Genomic DNA, 21,928 nt, shown 5'->3' with positions numbered 1-21,928 from the left:
CGGGTCGTCCGGCTGACCGGCGCCCATGGCCGCGGTCCCGCCGGGCCGCGGCCGTCATCGGCATCGCGGCCGTCGCCGTGGCCGCGATGGCCGCGTTTCTGATGGCCGACGGCGGCTCCGGCCACGGCGGTCCGCGTTCGCTGACGACGGAGGAGGCGGGCCGGCTCGCGATCACGCGATTCCGTAACTACCAGGCGCAGGGCCGCGCGGTGACGATCACCGTGCCGGGCGCTGCCGGCGGGCTGACCGTCACCGGGTCCGTCGACTACCGGCACAAGGTCGGTTACGGCGTGGTGCACGGTACCGGGCGCGACGAGTCCAGCAACGGGCTGATCCAGTGGACGCCCACTTCGGTGCACGTCCGCCCGATGACGGACGTCCCGGCGCACGCACCCGCGTCGCCGCCCCGTTCGGGCTGGTACGACCGTCCGCTGCTGTCGTCCGGCAGCGCGCTGGACACCTCCCTGTCCATCACGCTCGGTCTCGGCGGCGACCGGCCGGACAACGCCGAACTGCTGCCGCAGAACGGCGCTGCCTGGTGGGGGCGGGAGCAGGTGGACGGGCGCTGGGTGGACGTCATGACCGGACCGTCCGCCCCCCACCGCTCCGGTACGGCGGGCAACGTGCGCTACTGGATCGGCTCCGACGGCACCATGTACCGGGTCCGTGTCAGCGTGGGTTCGCAGCCGGAGCCGGTGGTCATCGATTTCGGGAGCCACAGGTACGTTCCGGTCGAGCCGGTACCCGGAACCACCCCGACCCGGTAGCCACTGTTCAGGATGTCTGCACCCGCGCGTTCGCGGCGAGCAGGGACGCCGGCGGCAGCTGGATGCCCTCCGTCTTCGGCAGGGCCGGGACGGGCGGGACGGCGGTGGCGCCCGCGGTGGCGGCGTGGGGGAACTGCGGCTGCGGAGCAGGCGCCGCGACCTCGGTGAACGGGATGCCACCGGGTGCCGTCGGCACCGCCCACGTGCCGGCCGGTGAGGACGCCCCGGCCGGAACCGGGCAGGCCGCCGCCGTCGCGAGCCGGGCGGGCACGGTGGTGCGCAGATCGTTGCCCCGCAGGCAGTTGCCCCGTCCCCGCGTGGCGGTGGGAAACGTCCATCCGACGTCGACGCCGTTGCCGGTGAACGTGTTGTCCACGATCTGGTTGCCGACCGGAGGTATGTCGGTGGTCGCCGTGATCACCAACCCGGCGTTGCGGTTGCCGGCGATGCGGTTGCGGACGAACCGGTTGTCGCTGCCGCCATCGATACCGGCGCCGATGCCCCACCCGCCGTCGGCCTGCTCCGGGGTGGCCGTCCGCTGGTTGGCGGCGATGAGATTGCCCGCGATCACGGAGCCCTTCTGCGGGACCAGTTTCTCCTGGTGGTCGGAGTTGGTGGTGAGTCCGACCCGGTTGCCGACCAGGCGGTTGCCGACCACATACATGTCCTCGCTGGCGTTGGTGCCTTCGTAACCGACCGCGTTGAGTTCGGCGACATTGTCCCGCACCACGATGTTGCAGGGCTTGCACTGGCCGACATAGATCCCTGAGTCGGCGCCGCCCGACGCGTACGAGTGCTCGATGACACCGTTCTGGGCGGAGAACACATAGATGCCGTACAGACCGTTTCGGGTCGCGGTCACGTGGGAGACCAGGAACGACTTCAGGAAGGTGACGGGCTCGTCGCCGGTGTCGTAGCCGCCGCTTCCCCCTGGCAGGCCGGCGGCCGCCTTCGCCGAACCGGTGACCAGGACCCCGTTCTGCGTGTTGTTCTCCACGGTCAGGTTCTCCACGGCCACCCCGGGCGCCGAGACGACGACGCCGTTCGGCTGCTGCAACCGCCCGTCGATGACAACCTTGTCCCGGGACAGACCGCGAAGAGTGATGCGCGCCGTACCGATCTTCACCGACTCGTGGTACACGCCCGGCGCGACCAGCACCAGGTCACCGGACCGAGCCAAGGACACCGCATCCGAGATCGTCGGGGCATCGGCAGGTACTCGGATCGTCACATGCGAACCGGCCGGACGCCGGCCGTCGTCCGATCCACCATCGCCGACGCAGCCTGCCACCAGTGTCAGCGTGCCCACTACCGCCGCCAACCCGCGAAGAGCTAATCGAGGCATGATCCCAGTCTGGCATGACGCCCAACCCCGGGCCAAAAGCGCGAGAATGACCGGCATGCACGATTCGGGTGTGGCACTCTGCACCCCATGCGCCGAGCCGATCGCCATCCGTCACGCCGCACGTTCCTCGATGTCACCGGCGCCATGATGGCCGCCGGCCTGACCGCCGGGTGCACATCGGACTCCACCCGGCCAGGCCGGCACGCCCCTGCCCCGGGGGCCGCGCCCGTGTCGATTCCGGCGACGGGCCGCCATCAGGCAGGCATCACGCTCCCCCAGCCGGCCCAGCCCAACCTGCTCGCCGTGGTGGCCGACCTCGGTGCCACCGTGGCACCCGGGCCGTTACTGGCCGAACTCGGCCAAGCCATCCGCACACTCACAGCGGGCACCGACACGCGGCTGCTGGGCCTGCCGCCGGGCGACCTCACCGTGACCGTCGGCGTGGGCCCTCGGCTGGTGCGCACGGCCGGTGCCTCGCTGCCCGGCGCGGCCGACCTCCCGCGATTCTCCCGCGAGCGGATCGCCCCGCAAGCACGCGGCGGTGACCTGCTGATACAGATCTGCGCCAGCGACGCGCTGCTCTTACCGGTCGTCGCCGCCGCGCTCCTGGACCACGCCGGTGACCGCATCCACGAACGCTGGCGCCAGTCCGCACGCCGCGGTACGAACGTGCCCGTCGGCAACGGCCTTACCGCGCCACGCAACCCGCTCGGTTTCATCGACGGCATCGTGGGCCCGCACACGACCGCCGAACAACAACGTGACCTGTGGCTGGCCGGGCCCCCTGCGGTCGCCGGCGGCACCCTTGCCGTACTGCGGCGTATGGAACTCGACCTGCCGCGGTTCGCCGCCCTGTCCGTAGCCGAACAGGAAGCGGTCTTCGGGCGACGCCGGGCCAGCGGCGTACCCCTCTCCGGCGGCACCGCCGCCTCGGGCCCGGAACTCGGAGCCAAGACACCGGACGGGCGCTATCTCGTCCCCGCGGACGCCCACGTGCGCAGAGCGCACGCCACCGTGGTCGGCGTCGGTCTCATGCTCCGCCGCTCCTACAGCACCGACCAGCCCGCCCCCGGCCTGCTCTTCATCAGCTTCCAGAACGACCTGCGGACCTTCACCGCCACCCTCACCCACATGGACACCTCCGACGCACTGCTGCCCTTCACCACCACGACCGCCAGCGCGACATTCCTGATCCTCCCCGGCTTCGACCGGCAACGCCCGCTCGGTTCCCAGCTGTTCGGGTGATCAGGATCAACTTGAAGGCAGGGGGACCTCACTGGCTCACACTGCCTTTCGATTGACAAACGCCGACGCACAACTGACCTTCCTGGCACAGCCAGTCGCCCGACCCGCAGGGGCTCGTTCTGGGCTACGCAACGACCGCACGTGGCCGTCGTGGAGATGGGTGTCGCCGAGAGCGACCCGGAGGCTCATAGGCAACTCGGCTCCGAGGGAGTGAGGATGCGGACGAACCCACCGGGTACGTTCCTCGCCCCCGGCGAGCAGACTCTGCCGCCACCTTCAGGGCGACGCTGTCGAAGAGGCCGTTGTCGGCTTCGGCCTGCGCTCGCACGAGGGCTTTCAGGTGCTCGACGTCCGCCACCACACGCCTGTCACCCTTCCGACGCCAGCTCTTCCTCGGGCAGCTGGAACCCCTGCCCGGTACGGTGACCGTCGCGTCACGTACGGCCGTGAGGAGGTCCGCTGCCCGGGCGACGAAGCCGAGGCAGCGCTCGACGTTGTAGAGGGTGGTGCGCAGGCAGAATTCTCAAGCCGCGCACGTCGCTGTGCGCGCCGCGGCCGAAGGCGATGAGCACGGGGACGGCGTCCACGGAGACGAGGCGGAGGTTCCTTGTGCGTGACGGGCGTGGCAGCTGGTGACAGGGAGCGGGCCGGGCTACTCCAGGCCCAGGTCGGTCACGTCGTAGAACGACGGGCCGTCCAGATAACGGATCGTGTTGGCGTCCCGCAGGACGGTCTCCTCGCTGTCGTGCAGCAGCAGCACGGTCGCGGGATAGCTCAGGTCGTCCACCGTGCGGCGGATCCGCTGCCCCGGCGCCACCGATACCCGCACCTCGTGGAAGCTCTCCAGTGCGCGCAGCTGTTCCAGGTGCGGGTAACCGCGCAAGGTACCGGAGAACGGGGACACCAGACCGACGAACGCGCAGTGCAGGGCACGCGGGTCGTCGTCCTTGTGCCGCGCCAGGAACCGGTCGGGGTCCAGATAGGCGTCGACCGTCCAGTCGAGCTGCGAGGCCCCGCGCGCGAGATGCGCGTAGTGCGGAAGAGTTCCTATCCCGGCCCCCGCCTCCACCAGAACGGGACCGGAGGCCGTGATCTTGATCTCGACGTGCGCGGGACCGTGCCGGACGCCGAGTGCGTCCAGCACCTCACCGGCGTACGCGGTCAGCCGGTCCTGCACCTCACCACGGCGCGGCATCAGGTACATGGTGTCGGGGAGGTCGGCCACGCCGTTGGCCGTGATCCGGGTGGTGCGCCAGATCTCGCAGACCCGGTGGACTCTGTCCCGGCTGACCGTGTTCACCATGTACTCGGTGCCGCGCAGGTACTCCTTGGCCACGGCGGCGGTGTTCCGTTCGGAGATGACGTTCTTGGAGCCGATGACCGCGCGGGCGGCGGCCGCCGACTCCTCGGGGGTGTCGCAGAAGTGGACGCCGTTGCCCGCCGCGCTGCGCAGCGGTTTGACTACGATCCGGCCGCCCATGGAACCGTGCCAGGCACGCACCGCCCGCTCGTCGGTCACGAACGCTTGCCGAGCTGCGGCGAGCCCGGCCTGCCTGACCGTCTCGATCATGAGGTATTTGTTGCGGCGCGCGGCGCTCAGCGCGGTGCCGTTGGTGGGCAGGCCCAGCAACTCGCTGAGCGCGTCGGCCAGTTCGACTCCGGCCTCCCCACCAGGGACCACGGCGACGGGCCGGTGGGCCGCGACCGCCCGGGCCGTGGCAGCGAGGTCTCCTCGGTGGACGATGTTGTCGCGGTAGTCCGACAGGTCGAACGGGCCCCGACAGGCGGCAGGGACGTCCGGGGTGCTCTGCACTCGCACCACGGCCGCACCGCGCCGGAGGAACTCGTCGACCAGGAGCTTCGACAGTCCGTAGGAGTCGACGACGCACACGAGGGGAGTGGCGTGCATGTCAGCCTTTCTGCGGAGGGAGAGGACGGGCGCGGCCCGTTCGGGCAAGGAGGACCCGGCAAGCCAGGGTCACCAGGACCGCCGCCGTGCCGACCGCGAGAAAACCGTCGGCCGGTCCGGCCGCGGCCATCGCCAGGCCGGCCAAGGGGGCGCCGAGGGCGTTGCCGCCGGCCACGGCCGCGCCGTAAAGGCCCAACACCCGGTCCCGGGTGCGCTCGGTAGCGGCCGCACCGCAGGCCGCAGCGGTCACCGTAGACCAATGCCGCTGCGGACCAGCTGAGCTGACGTGGCATGGTCCCGCACCCGGGGAAGGGGCTGCGGGACCATGTCGGCGAGTGCGTGCTCAGCTGGTCGTCAGGGCGGTGTCGTCCACGACGAAGTCGGTCGCGAGGTAGGCGTCCTCGACGCCGGTGAACTTCAGCGTGACCGTCTGGCCCGCCAGCGAGGACAGGTCGAAGGACTTCTGGCTGTAGCCGGAGGCCGCGTTGGCGTTCGAGTACGTCGCGAGGGTCTTCGAACCGGCGGTGACCGTCAGCTTGTCGTAGGCGGTACTGCCGATCTCATCGGTGTCGATGTGCAGGTAGAAGGTCAGGGTCGCCTTGCAGCCCGCGGGGATCGCCACCGACTGGGACAGGGTGTCGGTGTGTGCGGAGCCCCAGCCGTTGAGCCAGGCCGTGTAGGAGCCGCTGTGGGCCGGCTCACGGGTGTCGTTGTTGATGACGCCGCTGTTGGTCCAGCCGGTGTCGCCGGACTCGAAGCCCGGGTTGGCCAGCAGTTGGGTCGAGGTGCAGCCGCCGCCGCTGGTGCTGACCGTCCAGGTGAAGGTCGCGGTGCCGGTGGCACCGGTGGAGTCGGTCACCGTGACGGTGGTGCTGTAGGTCCCGGCCGTGGTGGGCGTACCGGAGATCACGCCGGTGGAGGCGTTGACCGACAGGCCGGTGGGCAGGCCGGAGGCGCTGTAGGTCAGGGAGCCGCTGTTGGTGCTGCTCGCCTGGACCTGGAGGCTGACGGCGGTGCCCGCGGTGGAGGACTGGCTGCCGGGGTTGGTGACGGTCACGCCGCTGGCCGGCGGGTTGATGTGGCTGCCGACGTTGATGCCGGCGAAGGCGTTGCCGACGGCCGCGTACTGGGCGGAGTTGGTGCCGTAGAGCGCGGAGGCGGCGTTGAGGGCGGCGGTGCGGGCACCGGCGTAGTTGGTGCTGGACGTCATGTACGACGTCAGCGCCTTGTACCAGATCTGCAGGGCTGCGGCCCGGCCGATGCCGGTGACGGCGACGCCGTCGGAGGTCGGGCTGTTGTAGGTGACCCCGTTGATGGTCTTGGTGCCGCTGCCCTCGGAGAGCAGGTAGAACATGTGGTTCGCCGGACCCGAGGAGTAGTGCACGTCGAGGTTGCCGACGGAGGAGGACCAGCTGTCGGCCGAATTGCCGTCCTTGCTGGGCTTGTCCATGTAGCGCAGCGGGGTGCCGTTGCCGTTGATGTCGACCTTCTCGCCGATGAGGTAGTCACCGGGGTCCGAGCTGTTGTTGGCGTAGAACTCCACGCCGGTGCCGAAGATGTCGGAGGTGGCCTCGTTCAGGCCGCCGGACTCGCCGCTGTAGGTGAGGCCCGCGGTGTTGGAGGTGACGCCGTGGGTCATCTCGTGGCCGGCGATGTCCAGCGAGGTCAGCGGGTCGTTGTCCCCGGTGCCGTCCCCGTAGGTCATGCAGAAGCAGCTGTCGTCCCAGTACGCGTTCGCGTACGCGTTGCCGTAGTGCACGCGGGAGTAGGCGGCGACACCGTCGTTCTTGATGCCGCTGCGCCCGAAGGTGTTCTTGAAGAAGTCCCAGGTCTCCTGGGCACCGTAGGTGGCGTCCGCGCCGGCCGTGGTGGCGGTGGAGTTGGTGCCGTCGCCCCAGGTGTCGCTGGTCTGGGAGAACAGGGTGCCGGTGCCGGAGGTGGCGTGGTTCAGGTTGTACGTCTTGTGGCCGCCGCGCGTGCTGTCGGTCAGGGTGTACGACGAGCCGGACTGGGTCGTGGTCAGCGACACCTGGCCGCTGTAGTGGGTGTTGCCGACGCCGGTCTCGATCGCCTGGTAGCGGTACAGCTCCTTGCCGGTGGTGGCGTCGGTGATGACGTGCAGCTTGCTGGGCGTGCCGTCGTCCTGGAAGCCGCCGATGACGGTCTCCCAGGCGAGCTTCGGGGTGCCCTGGCCGGCCCAGATCACCTTGCGGGCGCTGTCCGCGGTGGGCTTCGTGGCGTCCAGGGCCTTCGCGGCCTTGAGCGCCTTGGCCTGGGCGGCGGCCTTGGTGAAGGTCGCGGTGGTGGAAGTGACCTTGATCCGGTGCTTGTTGTTGAAGGTCGTGCTCACCGTGCCCTTGGCCAGGGAGGCCGACGGGGTGTGGACCACAAGGTCACCGCCGAGGACGGGCAGGCCGTCGTAGGTGCGCTCGTAGTGGGTGTGCAGCGTGCCGTCGTTGTCCTTGACGACGTCCTTGACGACCAGCTTCTCCTTGGCTCCGAGGCCGAGGGTGCGGGCGGTGTCGGCCGTCTTGTCCTGGGCGTTCTGGATCAGGGCCTTGTGCTGGGCCGGGCTGAGCTTGGCCTCCAGGGCGCCGTGGCGCAGACCGTGAAGTCCGCTGTTCGCGGCCCGGTCGGCCGCGGCGGCGGTGCTCGCGAGGGTGCCGGCGAGGCCCGCCGTCAGTGCGAGCGCGGTGAGGGCCGCCGTGAGTCTGGTGGGGTGCACGTCTGCTCCAGATCCGTAAGGGGGGAGTCGGTGGGATGCGCCGAGTATGAGCGTGAACATGGCAAGAAAGGGACATCCCACCGCTCATAAGACCGGTGTTATGACCGGCCCTCCCGGATCCCTCCGGGCCCGCATATGCTGGTGAAATGCAGTTGGAGTTGAGGCATCTGGAAGCTGTCCGCCGGATAGCGGAGGCGGGCAGTCTCGGGCGTGCGGCGGTTCAGCTCGGCGTGTCCCAGCCGGCTCTCTCCGCGCAGCTGCGGCGTATCGAACGGGTCACCGGCGGCGAGCTGTTCGTCCGCGGCAGGAGCGGCGTCGAGCCCACCCCGCTGGGCGAGTTCGTGCTGTCCGTGGCACGCCGGGTGCTCGGCGAGATGGACGCCCTGACCGCCGGAACGCGAGCCGCCGCACCCCATCCGACGCTGCGGCTCGGCTGCGTCCTGCTCGTCCTGGTGGACCGCCTGTTCGAACACCTGGAGAAGGAACTGCCCGGCCACGAGGTCGACATCGCCACCGAGCACTCGGCGACCACGCTCACCCGCATGCTCGGTGCCGGGAAGTACGACGCGATCCTGTACGGAGAGGTCGGCGACCACGAAGTGCCGCTCCCCGACGGCGTGGCTGCCCGCACCCTCATCCCGAAGGAACCCGCCTGCGTGCGCCTGTCGGCCACCCATCCTCTGGCCGGGCAGGAGGAGATCAAACTCGCCGACCTGGCGGGCGAGACCTGGACGGCGCTGACCGACGACGACGACGGCGGCCCGGAGGCCATGACCGACGTCTGCCTCCAGGCCGGCTTCACGCCGAAACTGCGCTACCGGATCGCCGACCGCAAGATGCGTTGGGAACTGATCGCCGCCGGACGGGCCATCTCCCTGTGCCAGCCCACCTCTCCGCATGTCGAGGGAACGGTCCTGCGCCCGCTGGCCGGCGACCCGCTCACCGAACGCATCCGGATCGCCTGGAACCGGGCCGCACTTTCCGAACGGCGCGCCGGCCTGCTGTACCGGGCAGCGGGACGCGCGTACCTCGACAGCATCCCCAACAACACCTTCTACCGCACCTGGTGGGAATCCCGCCCCGAGCTGCACCCGGTCCTTGACTGAGCGCACCCGCAGGATGCGGGCCTCGCGGCGAGGAGGACTCCAGAGGCTGGACGGTCTGGGCGACGGCGCAGCGGACACAGGCGCAGGCCAGCCGGTTCGCCGTGGGGTGGGTCGAGCACGCTGAATCGATGCTGCCGTCGGGCGCAGAACGCCGGCCGGCCCACCACGCTGTCCCAGACCGCCGTCCGCACCTGACCGGCCTGATGAACCCCGCCCTCGAGTGTCCATCCCTGGCCCGGGTGGGCGTTCAGTGCGGGGTGGGGAACGCAGCCAGCTCGATGTGCATCTGGTACGACACGACGTCGCGATGGAGGTCGCCGTCGATGTCGCCCGCGGTGCAACCTGTCCTCATACGCCCGCGGCGCACGAACCGCGGGGCGGGCGATTCAAAGGGCGGTGAGGAAGTCATCGCTCAGGCACGGACACGGACCAAGGGCGTATCGACCAGGTGTTCGGCGAGGAACCACGCCTGGAGTTCGCCGGTCCGGATCACCTGGGAGACGAGCAGGTCGTTGGTGCCGTCGTCGCCCAGCTCGGCGGTGCGGGCAGCCGCGTCATGGGCCTCCGTCAGGATGACCTCGTGGGCCTCCAGCAGTCGCGAGAGCATCGCGGGGACCTCCTCCACACCGTCCGGAGGGCGCGGGATCGACGTGATCTCGGCGACGTGCCGCGAATCGCCCACAGCGACACCGCCCAGGGTCTGGACCCGCTCGGCAAGGGCGTCGACGAGTTCCAGCTGTTCCGCCGCGTGCTTGTCCAGCACCAGGTGGAGCTGGTAGAAGGTCGCCCCGCGCATCAGCCAGTGGTGCTTCTTGTAGAGGCCGTGAAGGATCTGGGTGTCCGCGAGGACCTTGTTGAGGCGCTGGCAGGAGTACATGCGCGTCTCGTAGGACAGGCCGAGGGGGAACTGCTTCACGGTCCCGAACTCCTGGATGATCTCGCCCTTCTGGTGCAGCCACGGCTGGCTGCCGACGTGCTGGGATTCGATGGTCATGTTCCGCCTCCTGCTGAGTGGCCGTGGACACGAGTGACGCTAGGTGCCGGCACGGCGGGTGGGTTGCCCTGAAGCGCACATGCACGTGCTCGTGAGCGCACGGAACGATCCGTGCGTGCCCTTGTTCACTCTCGGGCAAGCCCCCGTGCGCCGGCGGGCACGGCTCAGCACCTCGTCCCGCCTAACGTCGCTGACGACGTGGGCCCGGAAAACGACGAGGAGAGGCATGATGCCGAGCGAGCAGCGGAGGGTGGACTGCGCTCCGGGAGCCCCGCGCTGAGCCTGCGGGGGCGGGACCCGAGGGAAGCGCACAGAACCGCCACGACGCTGGAGTGCTTTTTCGACCTGTGCTTCGTCATCGCGGTCGCGCAGGCGTCCGCGTGTCTGAACACGGCGGTGACGAGCGGGCACTGGCTCACCGGCGCCCTGCGCTTCGCGCTGGCCTTCTTCACGATCTGGTGGGCCTGGATGAACTTCACCTGGTTCGCATCCGCCTATGACCCTGACGACGTCCCCTACCGGTTGACGGTGCTGGTCCAGATCGCGGGCTCTCTCATCCTCGCCGCCGGTGTCCCCAGCGCGTTCGAGGAAGGCGATCTGCGCGTCGTCACGCTCGGATACGTCGTCCTGCGTACGACGCTGACCACGCTGTGGCTGCGTGTCGCACGATCGGATCCCCCTCGGCGGCGGACCGCGCTCCGCTTCGCCACGGGAGTGACGAGTTGTCAGGTCGGCTGGCTCGGGGTGCTTTTCCTCCCGGTCCCGGCGCGCCTGCCGGCCATCATCGCGTTGATCGTCGCCGAGGTCTGTGTTCCGGTGTGGGCGCAGTCCGCCGGAATGACCCCGTGGCATCCGCACCACATCGCCGAGCGGTACGGGCTGTTCGTCCTCATCGTGCTGGGTGAGTCCGTCGCGGCCGCCGCGGCGGCGGTCCGCGGTGCCCTGAACCGAGACCATGACACCGCGGCGCTGTATCTGCTGGCGGCGGGCGGCCTGCTGCTCGTCTTCGCCCTGTGGTGGCTGTACTTCGCCCGGCCGGCCCACACCCTGCTCGCCACCTCGCACCAGGCCCATCGCAGGAGGTTCACCTGGGCGTACGGCCACTATCTGATCTTGGCCTCGGCAGCCGCCGAGGGAGCCGGTCTGGCGGCGTACGCCCAGCTGATCACCGGGCGCACCGGTGCCCCGCCGTTGTCGGCGGGTGGCGCGGTCACGGTGCCGGCGGCGGTCTTCCTCATCACCGTGTGGGCTGTGCATGTCCGGCCGCACCGGCGGAGCCGGGTCGAACAGCTTGCGTTTCCCGCGGTGGCGGTGGCAGTCCTGATGGCTGCCCGCTCGCCGGCGCCGGCCCTCCTCGCCGCTCTGGCGGCGGCGGCCCTGGTCGTCGTGGTCACGCTGGTCGACCGGGCCGAGCGGGCCGAGCGGGTACGGCGAGAGGGGCCGTGAGACGGAATGGGGTGCCGCCCGGAGTCTTTCTCCGCGCAGCACCCCTTTCCCCTGGTCAGCTCGTGGCGCGCACCGCCTCGCGGATCAGCTCGGCGACCTGCTTCGGCTGGGAGACGGCGACCGCGTGCGAGGCGCCCTCGATCTCGACGACGGTCGCCCCCGCGCGCTTCGCGCCGAAGCGCTCCACCTCGGGGTTGATCGCGGTGTCGGCGCCCGCGACCAGCGCCCAGGACGGCTTGGTCTTCCAGGCAGCGGCGGAGGCCGTCTCCTCGAAGGCGGCGGCGGCCAGCGGGCGCTGCGCCACGGCCAGCACCTTCGTGACGTCTGCGGGCACGTCGGCGGCGAAGACCGAGGGGAAGGCGTCCGCGGCGATGGTCACCTCGACGGCCGGGTCGCCGTCCGCGACGGGGTACGTCCACTGCTTGAGGTTGCTCACCAGCGGGGAGAGGGCGAAGCGGCCCTGCAGCTCGCCGAGGCTCTCGCCCTCTTCGAGGACGTAGGCGGCCACGTAGACCAGCCCGACGACGTTCTCCGTGGTGCCGGCGACGGTGATCAGCGCACCGCCGTAGGAGTGGCCGACCAGCACGACGGGGCCGTCGATCTGGGCGGCCACGGAGGCGACGTACGCGGCGTCCGAGGCCAGGCCGCGCAGCGGGTTGGGCGGGGCGATGACCGGGATGTCGTGGCGCTGGAGCTCCTCGATGACGCCGGACCAGCTGGCCGCGTCGGCGAAGGCGCCGTGGACGAGGACGACGGTGGGAGTGGTGGTGCTCATGTCTGCCGGATCTCCTTGCGGTCAGGCGGTGTGCAGGGCGGCGCGCAGGGTGCCGGCGGCCATCGTGATGGCGGCCTCGGCGGCGTGGGTCCCGCGCAGGGCGTTGAGCATCACGAAGTCGTGGATGATGCCCTGGAAGCGCACGGCGGTGACGGGGACGCCGGCCTCGCGAAGCTTGTTGGCGTACGCCTCGCCCTCGTCGCGCAGGACGTCGGCCTCGCCGGTGATGACCAGGGCCGGGGGCAGGCCGGTGAGCTGCTCGGTGGTGGCGCGCAACGGGGAGGCGGTGATCCGGGCGCGCTCGGCCTCGTCGGTCGTGTACTGGTCCCAGAACCACTGCATGCCGTCGCGGCGCAGGAAGTAACCGGTGGCGAACTGGTGGTAGGACGGCGTGTCGAAGTTCGCGTCCGTCACCGGGTAGAACAGCACCTGCTGCACCAGGGAGACGTCGCCGCGCTCCTTGGCCATCAGGGTGAGGGCGGCGCTCATGTTGCCGCCGACGGAGTCCCCGGCCACGGCCAGCCGTGTGCCGTCCAGGCCCTTGGCGGCGCCCTCCTGCACGACCCACCGCGCGACCGCGTAGTTCTGCTCGATGGCGACCGGGTATCGGTGCTCGGGCGAGAGGTCGTACTCGGGGAAGACCACCGCGGCCTCCGCGCCGACGGCGAGTTCGCGCACCAGGCGGTCGTGGGTGTGGGCGTTGCCGAACACCCAGCCGGCGCCGTGGATGTAGAGGATCACCGGGAGGGTGCCGGTGGCCCCGGCGGGCTTGACGATGCGGGCCCGGACACTGCCCGTGGGGCCGCCGGAGACGGTGATCCACTCCTCGTCGATCGCCGGCTTGTCGATCTCGCCGGACTGCACCTCGTCGACGGCCTTGCGTCCCTCCGCCGGGGGCAGGTCGAAGAGGTAGGGCGGGTTGGCGGTCGCCTCCGCGAAGGCGGCCGCCGCGGGTTCCAGTACCGGCTGAACCGGCTCGACGGTGTGGGACATGTGCCTCTCCCGATGTTCCAAGGGGCTGTTTCGTGTGGTGCGCCGGTCACGCTAGTGAGCGTCGCCAGGTCGGGGTTCTCCGTGAGCGCACCAGCGCTGTTCCCCCAGCGCACTGCGGGCTTCCGCCCGTCTCGCGAGCGTGCGGAGTAGAGCGACGCAGTGCACTGTGGGACCAAGTCCGGTGCACTGCGGAGACATTGCCGCAGGTCGGCCGTGCCTATCGTGAGGGCCCGAGCGAGACCGCGGCCCCTTGCCGCGTCTGCCCTCCATCCTGCCGGCGCGGCGCGTATCCCGGACTTCGCCTTGGCGCGCCGCGAGTGGACGGAACCGAACTCCCCTGTCCCGGAAAGGACTTCAAGAGATGTCGACAATGCCGGTCGGCGGGCTCGTTCCGCATGCCTCCGACGATGCCGCAGACCTCGTCGTCCGCAACGCGAAGATCTACACAGCCGACCCGAGGCGCCCGCACGCCGAGGCCATCGCGGTCCGGGACGGCGTCATCACCGTCGTCGGCGACGACAACGACGTGGCCCCGCACATCGGTACGGCCACCAAGGTGGTCGACGCATGCGGCCGCCGGGTCGTCCCCGGCCTCAACGACGCCCACCTGCACGTGATCCGCGGGGGTCTGAACTACGTACTGGAGCTGCGCTGGGACGGGGTGCGCAGCCTGCGGCAGGGGCTGGTGATGCTGCGTGAGCAGGCCGCGCGTACCCCGAAGGGCCAGTGGGTGCGGGTGGTGGGCGGCTGGTCCGTCGAGCAGTTCGCCGAGCGCCGGCTGCCAACCGTCGCCGAACTGAACGCGGCCGCCCCGGACACCCCGGTGTTCGTGCTGCACCTGTACCACTCGGCCGTGCTGAACCGTGCGGCGCTCAAGGCCGCCGGCTTCACCAAGGACACGCCCGACCCCAAGGGCGGCCAGATCATGCGCGGCCGGGACGGGGAACCGACCGGCATGCTGCTGGCCGCGCCCAGCGCCCTCATCCTCTACTCGACCCTCGCCAAGGCGCCGGTCCTGGAGAGCGAGGAGGACAAGAAGACCTCCACCCGTCATTTCCTGCGCGAGCTGAACAGGTTCGGACTGACCTCGGCGATCGACGCCGCCGGCGGATTCCAGAACTTCCCCGACAACTACGCCACCGTCATCGAACTGGCCAAGGCCGGCCAGCTCTCGATGCGCATCGCCTATCATCTCTTCCCGCAGACTCCGGGCCAGGAGGTCGACGATCTCGCCCGCTGGATCGAGATGGCCCGCCCCGAGGACGGGGACGAATGGCTGCGCCTGAACGGCGCGGGCGAGAATCTCACCTGGGCCGCCGCGGACTTCGAGAACTTCGCCGAGCCGCGTCCAGAACTCACGTCGGACTACGAGGTCGAGTTCGAGAAGGCCGTCCGTCTCCTCATGGAGAACGGGTGGGGCTTCCGGCTGCACGCCACCTACGACGAGACCATCCGCCGGGACCTCGCGGTCTTCGAGAAACTCGCCGCGGACGGGCTTTTCCCGGCCGGGAACCGGTGGCTGTTCGACCACGCGGAAACCGTCTCCACGGACAGCCTCGACCGCATCGCCGCGCTCGGCGGCGCGATGTCCGTGCAGAATCGTTTGTCTTTCCAGGGTGAGGCGTTCCTGCGCCGCTACGGTCCCGGCGCCGCCGCGGACGCCCCGCCGATCCGGGCCATGCTGGACCGCGGGCTGACCGTGGCCGCCGGCACCGACGCCACCCGGGTGTCCTCCTACAACCCGTGGGTGGCCCTGCACTGGCTGGTCAGCGGCCGCACCGTCGGCGACCTGACGCTGCGCCCGCCGGCCAACCGCGTCGACCGGCAGTGCGCGCTGACGATGTTCACCCGCGCCGGCGCCGTACTGACCGGCGAGGACGAGGTCAAGGGCGTCCTGCGGCCGGGCTGCTACGCGGACCTGGCGATGCTGTCCGAGGACTACTTCACCGTACCCGAGCCTGAGATCGGGCACATCGAGTCGCTGCTGACGGTGACCGGCGGGCGGATCGTCTACGCCGCCGGCACCTACGAGGGGCTCGACGAGGAACTGCCGCCCGTCAGCCCCGCCTGGAGCCCGGTGGCGCATTTCGGCGGCTACCAGGCGTCTCCCTCAGCGGCCGGCGCCCGCCAGGCGGAGTCCCTCGGCCAGGCCGTCGCCGAATCGGAGCAGCACCGCCAGTGGCGCATCGCCCGTGGCCTCACCCCAGAGACCGCGAGCACGCCCTTCGATCCCTGCTTCGACCTCTAGAACACCCGGCAGGGGCCGGGCCGTTGAGCGCCCCTGCCGGGACACCCACCGACTCCGTCCGCACACGGACGGTTCTACCTGGACAGGAAAGGTTCATCCTCATGGTCAACATCTCCGACGTCACCGCCGCCCCCAGCCCCGACCTGCTCACCCCCGACAACTGCGCCGTGCTCTTCGTGGACCACCAGCCGCAGATGTTCTTCGCCGCCGCCAGCGGCGACCGCACCTCGATCATGAACGCAACCGTGGGCCTGGCGAAGGCCGCCAAGGTCTTCGACGTGCCGACCGTGCTCAGCACCGTGGCCGCCGAGTCCTTCTCCGGCCCGATCATGCCGCAGCTGGCCGCGGTCTTCCCCGACCAGAAGATCATCGACCGCACCTCGATGAACGCCTGGGAGGACGTGCCCTTCGTCGAGGCCGTCAAGGCGACAGGCCGCAAGAAGCTGGTCATCGCCGGCCTGTGGACCGAGGTCTGTGTCGTCCTGCCGACGCTGTCGGCCCTCGCCCAGGGCTACGAGGTCTACGTCGTCACCGACGCGTCCGGCGGTGTCAGCCCGCAGGCCCACGAGCACGCCGTCCAGCGCATGCTCCGGGCCGGCGCGATTCCGGTGACGTGGGTGCAGGTGCTCCTGGAGCTCCAGCGGGACTGGGCGCGCACGGAGACGTACGTCCCGGTCACCGAGGTCGTCAAGGAGCACGCCGGCGCCTACGGCCTCGGTGTGGTGTACGCGCAGTCCGTCATCGGCGCCCACGCCGCCGGCTGACCGCACCGATTCTGATCCAGGAACAGGCAGGAACACGATGGACGCTGGACTGTTGGTCCTGCGGCTGGTGGCGGGCTTGCTCATCGCCGGTCACGGGGTGCAGAAGGTGAGCTTCCGGCTCGGGGGCAACGGCTTGGCTGGCGGAACCGAGGAATTCCGCCGCGACGGATTCCGCGGCGGAGTGCTGACCGCACTCGTCGCGGGAGCCAGTCAGATCGGTGCCGGCCTGTTCCTGGCCCTCGGGCTGCTCACGCCCCTGGCCACGATGGCCGCCATGGGCGTGATGACGGTCGCGGGCACCGTCAAGTGGCACAAGGGCCTGTGGGTGCAGAACGACGGCTACGAGTACCCGATGGTCCTCGTCGTCGTCTCGGCCTCGCTGGCCCTCACCGGGCCCGGACGGTGGTCCGTGGACCACGCGCTGGGCACCACCCCCTGGCCGCTGTGGATCGCCGTCGCCGCGATCGTGCTCGGCCCGATGAGCGGACTGCTCACCCGCGTGGTGCTGCACCGGACGGACTCCGAGGTAGAAGGGACGCGACATGCGCAAGCTGCTGAGTGACGCCGTCGGCACGCTGGTGCCCCGGGGCGAGGAACGCCACGGTCCGCTGCCCCCGCTGCTGCTGACCATGACGGTGGTCACCGGCCTGGTGGACTCGGTGAGCTACCTGGCCCTCGGACACGTCTTCGTCGCCAACATGACCGGCAACGTGGTCTTTCTGGGGTTCGCCCTGGGAGGCGCCGGCAGCCTGTCCGCGCTCGCGTCCGTCGTCTCGATGACCGCGTTCCTCCTCGGCGCGCTCGCGGGTGGCAGGCTCGGCACCCGGTTCGCCACGCATCGAGGGCACATGTTGAGAGCGGCGACGGCGGTGCAGACGGTGCTGGTCGCGGTCACCGTGGTGGTCGCCGCGGTGGCCGACGGCCGGGTCACCACCTCCGTCCAGTACACGCTGATCGTGTTCCTGGGGCTCGCCATGGGACTGCAGAACGCGGTCGCCCGGCGCCTCGGCGTGCCGGACCTCACCACCACCGTGCTGACCCTGACGCTGACGGGTCTGGCCGCCGACTCCACGGCGGCCGGCGGCGAGGCGCCGCGCCCCGGCCGCCGAATCCTGTCCGTGCTCGCCATGTTCCTCGGCGCCCTGATCGGAGCCGCGCTCCTGCTGCACGGCCACCTGGTCGTCGTCCTGAGCCTCACCCTGGTCCTGCTCGCGGTCACCTCCGTGACCACCCACCGCCTCTCCGCCGCCGACGCCCCCTGGCTGTGGCCACGGCCGTGAACACGGCGGTGACCACCCCCGGCGCGGACGCCGGAGCCGGACCTTCGGCGCCTCCTCGGGACCCCTCGTCCATGGAGGCCCGGCGCACCACCGACCCGCACCCACCGAAAGGAACCCGATGAACCGGCCCTCCCCCGCCCCGGCCGTCGAACGGGCGGACGACAGGCACCGTTACGAGATTCTGGCCGGCGGCCGGCTCGCCGGTCTGACCGCCTATCGCGACCATGGTGAGCAGCGGGTCTTCTACCACACGGAAGTCGACGACGCCTTCGCCGGACAGGGGCTGGCCGCGCGCCTGGTCCAGGAGGCCCTCACCGACGTACGCCGCTCAGGCATGCGCATCGTGCCGGTCTGTCCCTATGTGGCCAAGTACCTGGAGAAGCATGAGGAGTTCGCGGACATCACCGACCCGGTGACCCCGGAGATCCTGGACTGGCTCAAGACGGAGCTGCGGACCCTCACCTGACCGCGCCGCTGGTGGCGTCGACGGTGAGGAAGCGCTGGGCGACGACCAGCAGCACCGCCGCCGGCACCGACGCCAGGACCGCGGTGGCCATCACCGCGTTCCACTGGGTCGTGTGAGCACCGATGTACTCGTAGATGCCCAGGGTGACCGGCCGGACCGTCTCGGTGGTGGTCAGTGTGAGGCCGAAGAGGAAGTCGCTCCAGGCGAAGAGGAAGGTGAAGAGAGCAGCGGTGACCAGTGCGTTCCGGCTCAGCGGCAGCACCACGGCGCAGAAGGTGCGCAGCCTCCCGGCGCCGTCCACGCGCGCGGCTTCGATGATCTCCCTGGGAATGCCCCGCATGAACGAGTGCAGGACGATGACGGCGAACGGGACCCCGGCGGTGGAGTCCGCGAGGACGAGTCCCAGGCGGGAGTTCAGCAGTCCCAGGTCGTTGTAGGCGCCGTAGAGCGCGTTCGCCACGACGATGCCCGGCACCATCTGCGTGATCAGGACCCCGAAGAGTACGAGGCGGGTTCCCCGCAGGGAGAACCGGGCCAGGGCGTAGGCAGCCGGAGCGGCGAGCCCGAGGCTGAGCGCGACGCTGCCGAGGGCCACGACGAGGCTGGTGACCAGGTTGGGGCCCTGATCGCGCAGTGCTGTGGCGTAGCCGCTGAAGTCCGGGTGGGAAGGGAACCAGCCCGCCCGCAGTGTGGTGCCCGTCGGCTGCAGAGAGGCGTTCACCATCCAGTAGACGGGAAACAGCATCACCGCGAGCAGGACTGTCCCGACGACGGTGGAGAGCAGGCCACGGCGGCGTCCGCGCCGCGCCGGCCCGCCCCTCATGGGTGCGCGGCGCGCCGGTCGGCGCGCAGGAAGACGAGGGCGAGGACGAGCGAGAGGATGATGAGTACGTTGCCCATGGCGGCGCCGCGCCCGAACTCGAACTGCTGGAAGGACAGTTCGTAGGACTGGGTGGCGAGGGTCTGCGTGGCGTCGGCCGGTCCTCCGCCCGTCACGACGAGGATGATGTCCAGCACCTTGAGGGTGTAGACCACGCCCAGCACCAGCACGACGCTCACGGCGGGCCGCAGCAGCGGCCACGTGATGTGGCGGAACGACGCCACCGGACCGGCGCCGTCCAGGTCTGCCGCCTCGTACAGCTGGGCCGGGATGTTCCGCAGGCCGCTGTACAGGATCGCGGTGTTGAAGGGGATTCCCACCCAGATGTTGACGAGGGTCACCGACACGAGTGCCTGTGAGGTGCCGGTGAGCCAGGGGATGCCGGACGACACGAGGTGGAGGGCGCGCAGTGCGTTGTTGACGACTCCGTCGTCGGTGTCGAGCATCCACTTCCACGTCGTGGCCGAGACGACGAGCGGCAGCAGCCACGGCAGCAGCAGGAGCGAGCGCAACAGGCCGCCGAGCGGGAAGCTGCGGCGGAAGAACAGGGCCAGGGCGAGACCGAGCAGGAACTGCCCGGCGACCGAACCCGCGGTGAACAGGACCGTGGTCAGCAGTGCCTGGGAGAACAGGCCCGACGCCAGGATCTCCGCGTAGTTCCGCAGCCCGACGAACGGCGCGGCCCCGGTGTAGAAGGTGGCGGGCGTGTACTGCTGGAAGCTCATCACCACGTTCTCGACGATCGGGTAGCCGAAGAACAGCAGCAGGTAGACCGCGGCGGGCACGACGAACCCCCACCGGGCGAGCAGTGCCCGCAAGCGGGTCCGGGTGGGGGCCGGCGGACAGGTCATGAAGCGGTCGCGAGCCGCTGCGCGCGGGCGAGTGCTTCCTCCGGCGTCTGCCGGCCCGTCAGCGCGGACTGGATCGCCGTGGATATCGCCGTCGCCGTTCCGGGCCACTTGACGCCGAGTTCGGCGGTACGGGAGCGGGCCCCCTCCACGCTGGTGACGAAGCCGGACATCGACGGGACCTGCTCGGCGTACCGGGCCGCCACCGCGGTGCGGGAGGGCACGGTGAGGTGATCCTTCGCCACGGCCAGCATGGTCGTGGGGTCGTTCAGGCAGGCCAGCACCCGGGCGGCCTTCTCCTGCCGGGACGGGGAAGAGTTCTGCGGCACCGTCCACACCTCGCCGCCGAGGGGCGTGACGAGCTTCTGCCCCTTCTGGCGGACGGGGAGGGGGGCCACTCCCCAGTGCAGGTCATGGTCCTTGTTCAGCGCGGGAATCCGCCAGGGTCCGTTGACCATCATGGCGGTCTTTCCAGCGGCGAACTGGTCGTGGAGGTCGGCCTGGGTCCAGTTCAGTGCCGACCTCGACATGGATCCGCTCTTCACCAGGTCGGTCCACAACCGGAGGGCCTGAGCGGCCTGCGGGGTGTCCAGGTGCTTCTCGTCCCCGCCGTCGGACCACAGGAAGGGCAGGAACTGCCAGGTGCTTTCGGGGGTGGCGTTGGCGGAGACGGCGATGCCGTAGCGCCCCGGGCGGGTCAGGCGGGCGGCCGCCGTCTTCAGCTCGTTCCAGGTCTGTGGCACGGCGACACCGGCCTCGGCGAGCATGTCCTTGTTGTAGATGAGGGCGATCGTGTTGACGGTGGGCGCCAGCCCGTACACCTTTCCGCGGTAGGTGCCCGCCGAGAGAATGCCCTCGGCGAAGCCGGTGGTGTCGATGCGGTAGCGGTCCAGCGGCGTCAGTGCGCCGGTGCTCGCGATCTGCTGGAGGTCGGGGTTGTCGAGCATCAGCAGGTCGGGCAGGGTGCGTGACGACGCCTGTCGCAGGACCCGGGGGATGAGCGACGGCAACGGGACACTGGTGTGCTCGACCTTGACGCCGGCGGTCCTGCCGCAGTCGGTGAGCCGCTTGCTCCACTGGGCGTGCTCGGTCGCGTCGGTGTAGTAGTCGAGCGCCGTGATGGAGGTCACCTTGTCCGGGGCCGACGCGGCGCCGGTTCCCCCGCCGCAGCCGGTGGCAGCCAGTGCGAGGGCGACGGTCCCGAGAAGGGTGGTGATCCGCCGCGCCGACGGTCTGGGGGCCGGTGAGTTCAAGGTGGTGCCTTCCCGAGCGAGCCTGTGGTCGAGGCCAGGCGTCCCGCGTCGCCGAGGAGAGGCTTTGACACCGGCGTCTTACCGATCGAACAGGGATGCTAGCTGATTGACCTGCGCATCAGCCGCGCGGGAGCCCGTAGCCGTCGCCGCGGTCCGTGCCCTGTTCGGCGGCTTCCCGGATCATCGCCGCCACGGCGCCGGGCTGTGACAGGACGACGCCGTGCGAAGCGGCCACCGAGTACTCGGTGGCCGCCATGCGCTGGGCCATGAAGCGCTGGGCCGTGGGGGCGAGCATCCGGTCGGCGGCCGCGATGGCGTACCACGACGGCTTGCAGGCCCAGGCCGGCGGCCCCGACGTACCGGTCAACGCGCCTCGCGCGATCGGGCGTTGGGTCACGGCCAGGACATCTGTGACGTGCGGTGACAGGTCGGCGGCGAACGTCGGCCCGAACTGTTCCTCGATGAGGTACATCTCGCCCTCCGGGCCACCGGTGAACCGGGCGGGCAGCGCTGCCGTGATGGTGGTGTCGGTCACCGGGGCAGAGGCGAAACGGCTCAGGATGTCCAGGACGGACTCTCCGGCGTCCAGGCCGAACGCCGCGACGTAGCACAGGGCCACAATCTGGTCGCAGTCGCCGGCGGCATGGGTGATGACAGCGCCTCCGTAACCGTGTCCGACCAGGACGACCGGGGCGTCGATCTGGCGCACCACGCTCCTGATGTAGGCGGCGTCCTGCGCCAGTCCGCGCAGCGGGTTCGCCGGGGCGAGCACGGTCAGGCCGGCGGCCTGCAGGAGGGTGATGACACCCGCCCAGGAGGAGGCGTCGGTGAACGCCCCGTGCACGAGCACGACGGTCGGCGGGTGGGGAGCGGGTCCGTTCACG

General features: G+C 70.4%; 19 protein-coding genes. 9 read left to right on the top strand and 10 right to left on the bottom strand.

Going from position 1 to position 21,928, the window contains the following annotated elements:
* Positions 1-86: 86 nt before the first annotated feature.
* On the top strand, positions 87-767 hold the full coding sequence (locus K7G59_RS04070; protein ID WP_225830420.1) for a hypothetical protein: 681 nt from the start codon (positions 87-89) through the stop codon (positions 765-767).
* Positions 768-774: 7 nt separating this feature from the next.
* Here the strand turns inward: K7G59_RS04070 and K7G59_RS04065 are convergent, their stop codons facing one another.
* Complete coding sequence (locus K7G59_RS04065; protein WP_225830743.1) at positions 775-2,112, bottom strand: nitrous oxide reductase family maturation protein NosD; 1,338 nt, start codon at positions 2,110-2,112, stop codon at positions 775-777.
* Between the two features lie 87 nt (positions 2,113-2,199).
* Here K7G59_RS04065 and K7G59_RS04060 point away from each other — a divergent pair, with 87 nt between their 5' ends.
* The gene (locus tag K7G59_RS04060; protein ID WP_225830419.1) at positions 2,200-3,357 is read left to right on the top strand and encodes a Dyp-type peroxidase; all 1,158 of its coding nucleotides are present in this window, start codon (positions 2,200-2,202) and stop codon (positions 3,355-3,357) included.
* A gap of 652 nt (positions 3,358-4,009) precedes the next feature.
* Here K7G59_RS04060 and K7G59_RS04055 read toward each other — a convergent pair.
* Both K7G59_RS04055 and K7G59_RS04050 read right to left on the bottom strand, forming a co-directional pair.
* A complete protein-coding gene (locus K7G59_RS04055) occupies positions 4,010-5,266 on the bottom strand; it encodes an ATP-grasp domain-containing protein (protein ID WP_225830418.1) in 1,257 nt (418 codons plus the stop codon).
* Positions 5,267-5,609: 343 nt separating this feature from the next.
* On the bottom strand, positions 5,610-7,991 hold the full coding sequence (locus tag K7G59_RS04050; protein ID WP_225830417.1) for a M4 family metallopeptidase: 2,382 nt from the start codon (positions 7,989-7,991) through the stop codon (positions 5,610-5,612).
* Positions 7,992-8,137: 146 nt separating this feature from the next.
* On the opposite strand from K7G59_RS04050, the gene K7G59_RS04045 reads away from it, so the two are divergent.
* Positions 8,138-9,097, top strand: coding sequence for a LysR family transcriptional regulator (locus tag K7G59_RS04045; RefSeq protein WP_225830416.1), 960 nt, complete (start codon positions 8,138-8,140; stop codon positions 9,095-9,097).
* A 412-nt stretch (positions 9,098-9,509) separates the two neighbouring features.
* Here K7G59_RS04045 and K7G59_RS04040 read toward each other — a convergent pair whose 3' ends face one another.
* Positions 9,510-10,091 carry a Dps family protein gene (locus K7G59_RS04040; RefSeq protein WP_225830415.1) on the bottom strand — a complete coding sequence of 194 codons (582 nt, stop codon included), beginning with the start codon at positions 10,089-10,091 and terminating at the stop codon, positions 9,510-9,512.
* Between the two features lie 198 nt (positions 10,092-10,289).
* Here K7G59_RS04040 and K7G59_RS04035 point away from each other — a divergent pair, with 198 nt between their 5' ends.
* Positions 10,290-11,537 (top strand): low temperature requirement protein A, encoded by a 1,248-nt coding sequence (locus K7G59_RS04035; protein ID WP_225830414.1) that lies wholly within the window; start codon positions 10,290-10,292, stop codon positions 11,535-11,537.
* 55 nt (positions 11,538-11,592) lie between these two features.
* Here K7G59_RS04035 and K7G59_RS04030 read toward each other — a convergent pair whose 3' ends face one another.
* Together K7G59_RS04030 and K7G59_RS04025 are read right to left on the bottom strand one after the other, a co-directional pair.
* Positions 11,593-12,312 (bottom strand): alpha/beta fold hydrolase, encoded by a 720-nt coding sequence (locus K7G59_RS04030; RefSeq protein WP_225830413.1) that lies wholly within the window; start codon positions 12,310-12,312, stop codon positions 11,593-11,595.
* A gap of 21 nt (positions 12,313-12,333) precedes the next feature.
* The gene (locus tag K7G59_RS04025; protein WP_225830412.1) at positions 12,334-13,305 is read right to left on the bottom strand and encodes an alpha/beta hydrolase; all 972 of its coding nucleotides are present in this window, start codon (positions 13,303-13,305) and stop codon (positions 12,334-12,336) included.
* Positions 13,306-13,666: 361 nt separating this feature from the next.
* Between K7G59_RS04025 and K7G59_RS04020 the strand changes: the two genes are divergently transcribed.
* The 5 genes from K7G59_RS04020 (at position 13,667) to K7G59_RS04000 (ending at position 18,063) form a co-directional block, all read left to right on the top strand.
* A complete protein-coding gene (locus K7G59_RS04020; protein WP_225830411.1) occupies positions 13,667-15,553 on the top strand; it encodes an amidohydrolase in 1,887 nt (628 codons plus the stop codon).
* 101 nt (positions 15,554-15,654) lie between these two features.
* Complete coding sequence (locus K7G59_RS04015; RefSeq protein WP_225830410.1) at positions 15,655-16,317, top strand: hydrolase; 663 nt, start codon at positions 15,655-15,657, stop codon at positions 16,315-16,317.
* 37 nt (positions 16,318-16,354) lie between these two features.
* Positions 16,355-16,879 carry a DoxX family protein gene (locus tag K7G59_RS04010; RefSeq protein WP_225830409.1) on the top strand — a complete coding sequence of 175 codons (525 nt, stop codon included), beginning with the start codon at positions 16,355-16,357 and terminating at the stop codon, positions 16,877-16,879.
* Entirely contained in the window at positions 16,860-17,597 is a 738-nt protein-coding gene (locus tag K7G59_RS04005; protein WP_225830408.1) for a YoaK family protein, read from the top strand. The genes K7G59_RS04010 and K7G59_RS04005 overlap by 20 nt, the downstream gene beginning before the upstream one ends.
* 118 nt (positions 17,598-17,715) lie before the next feature.
* On the top strand, positions 17,716-18,063 hold the full coding sequence (locus K7G59_RS04000; protein WP_225830407.1) for a GNAT family N-acetyltransferase: 348 nt from the start codon (positions 17,716-17,718) through the stop codon (positions 18,061-18,063).
* Here K7G59_RS04000 and K7G59_RS03995 read toward each other — a convergent pair.
* The 4 genes from K7G59_RS03995 to K7G59_RS03980 form a co-directional block, all read right to left on the bottom strand.
* Positions 18,056-18,886 carry a carbohydrate ABC transporter permease gene (locus K7G59_RS03995; protein WP_225830406.1) on the bottom strand — a complete coding sequence of 277 codons (831 nt, stop codon included), beginning with the start codon at positions 18,884-18,886 and terminating at the stop codon, positions 18,056-18,058. The two genes, K7G59_RS04000 and K7G59_RS03995, sit on opposite strands and share 8 nt — an antisense overlap.
* Positions 18,883-19,794: a carbohydrate ABC transporter permease gene (locus tag K7G59_RS03990; RefSeq protein ID WP_225830405.1), complete on the bottom strand. Its 912-nt coding sequence runs from the start codon at positions 19,792-19,794 to the stop codon at positions 18,883-18,885. Before K7G59_RS03990 ends, K7G59_RS03995 begins: the two co-directional genes overlap by 4 nt.
* Positions 19,791-21,044 carry a sugar ABC transporter substrate-binding protein gene (locus tag K7G59_RS03985; protein ID WP_225830404.1) on the bottom strand — a complete coding sequence of 418 codons (1,254 nt, stop codon included), beginning with the start codon at positions 21,042-21,044 and terminating at the stop codon, positions 19,791-19,793. The genes K7G59_RS03990 and K7G59_RS03985 overlap by 4 nt, the downstream gene beginning before the upstream one ends.
* Positions 21,045-21,162: 118 nt before the next feature.
* Positions 21,163-21,927 (bottom strand): alpha/beta fold hydrolase, encoded by a 765-nt coding sequence (locus K7G59_RS03980; RefSeq protein ID WP_225830403.1) that lies wholly within the window; start codon positions 21,925-21,927, stop codon positions 21,163-21,165.
* Position 21,928 lies beyond the last annotated feature (1 nt).

This window comes from Streptomyces sp. NK08204 (assembly GCF_020400585.1).
GTDB lineage: Bacteria > Actinomycetota > Actinomycetes > Streptomycetales > Streptomycetaceae > Streptomyces.
This window is presented reverse-complemented; position numbering and strand designations above follow the sequence as displayed.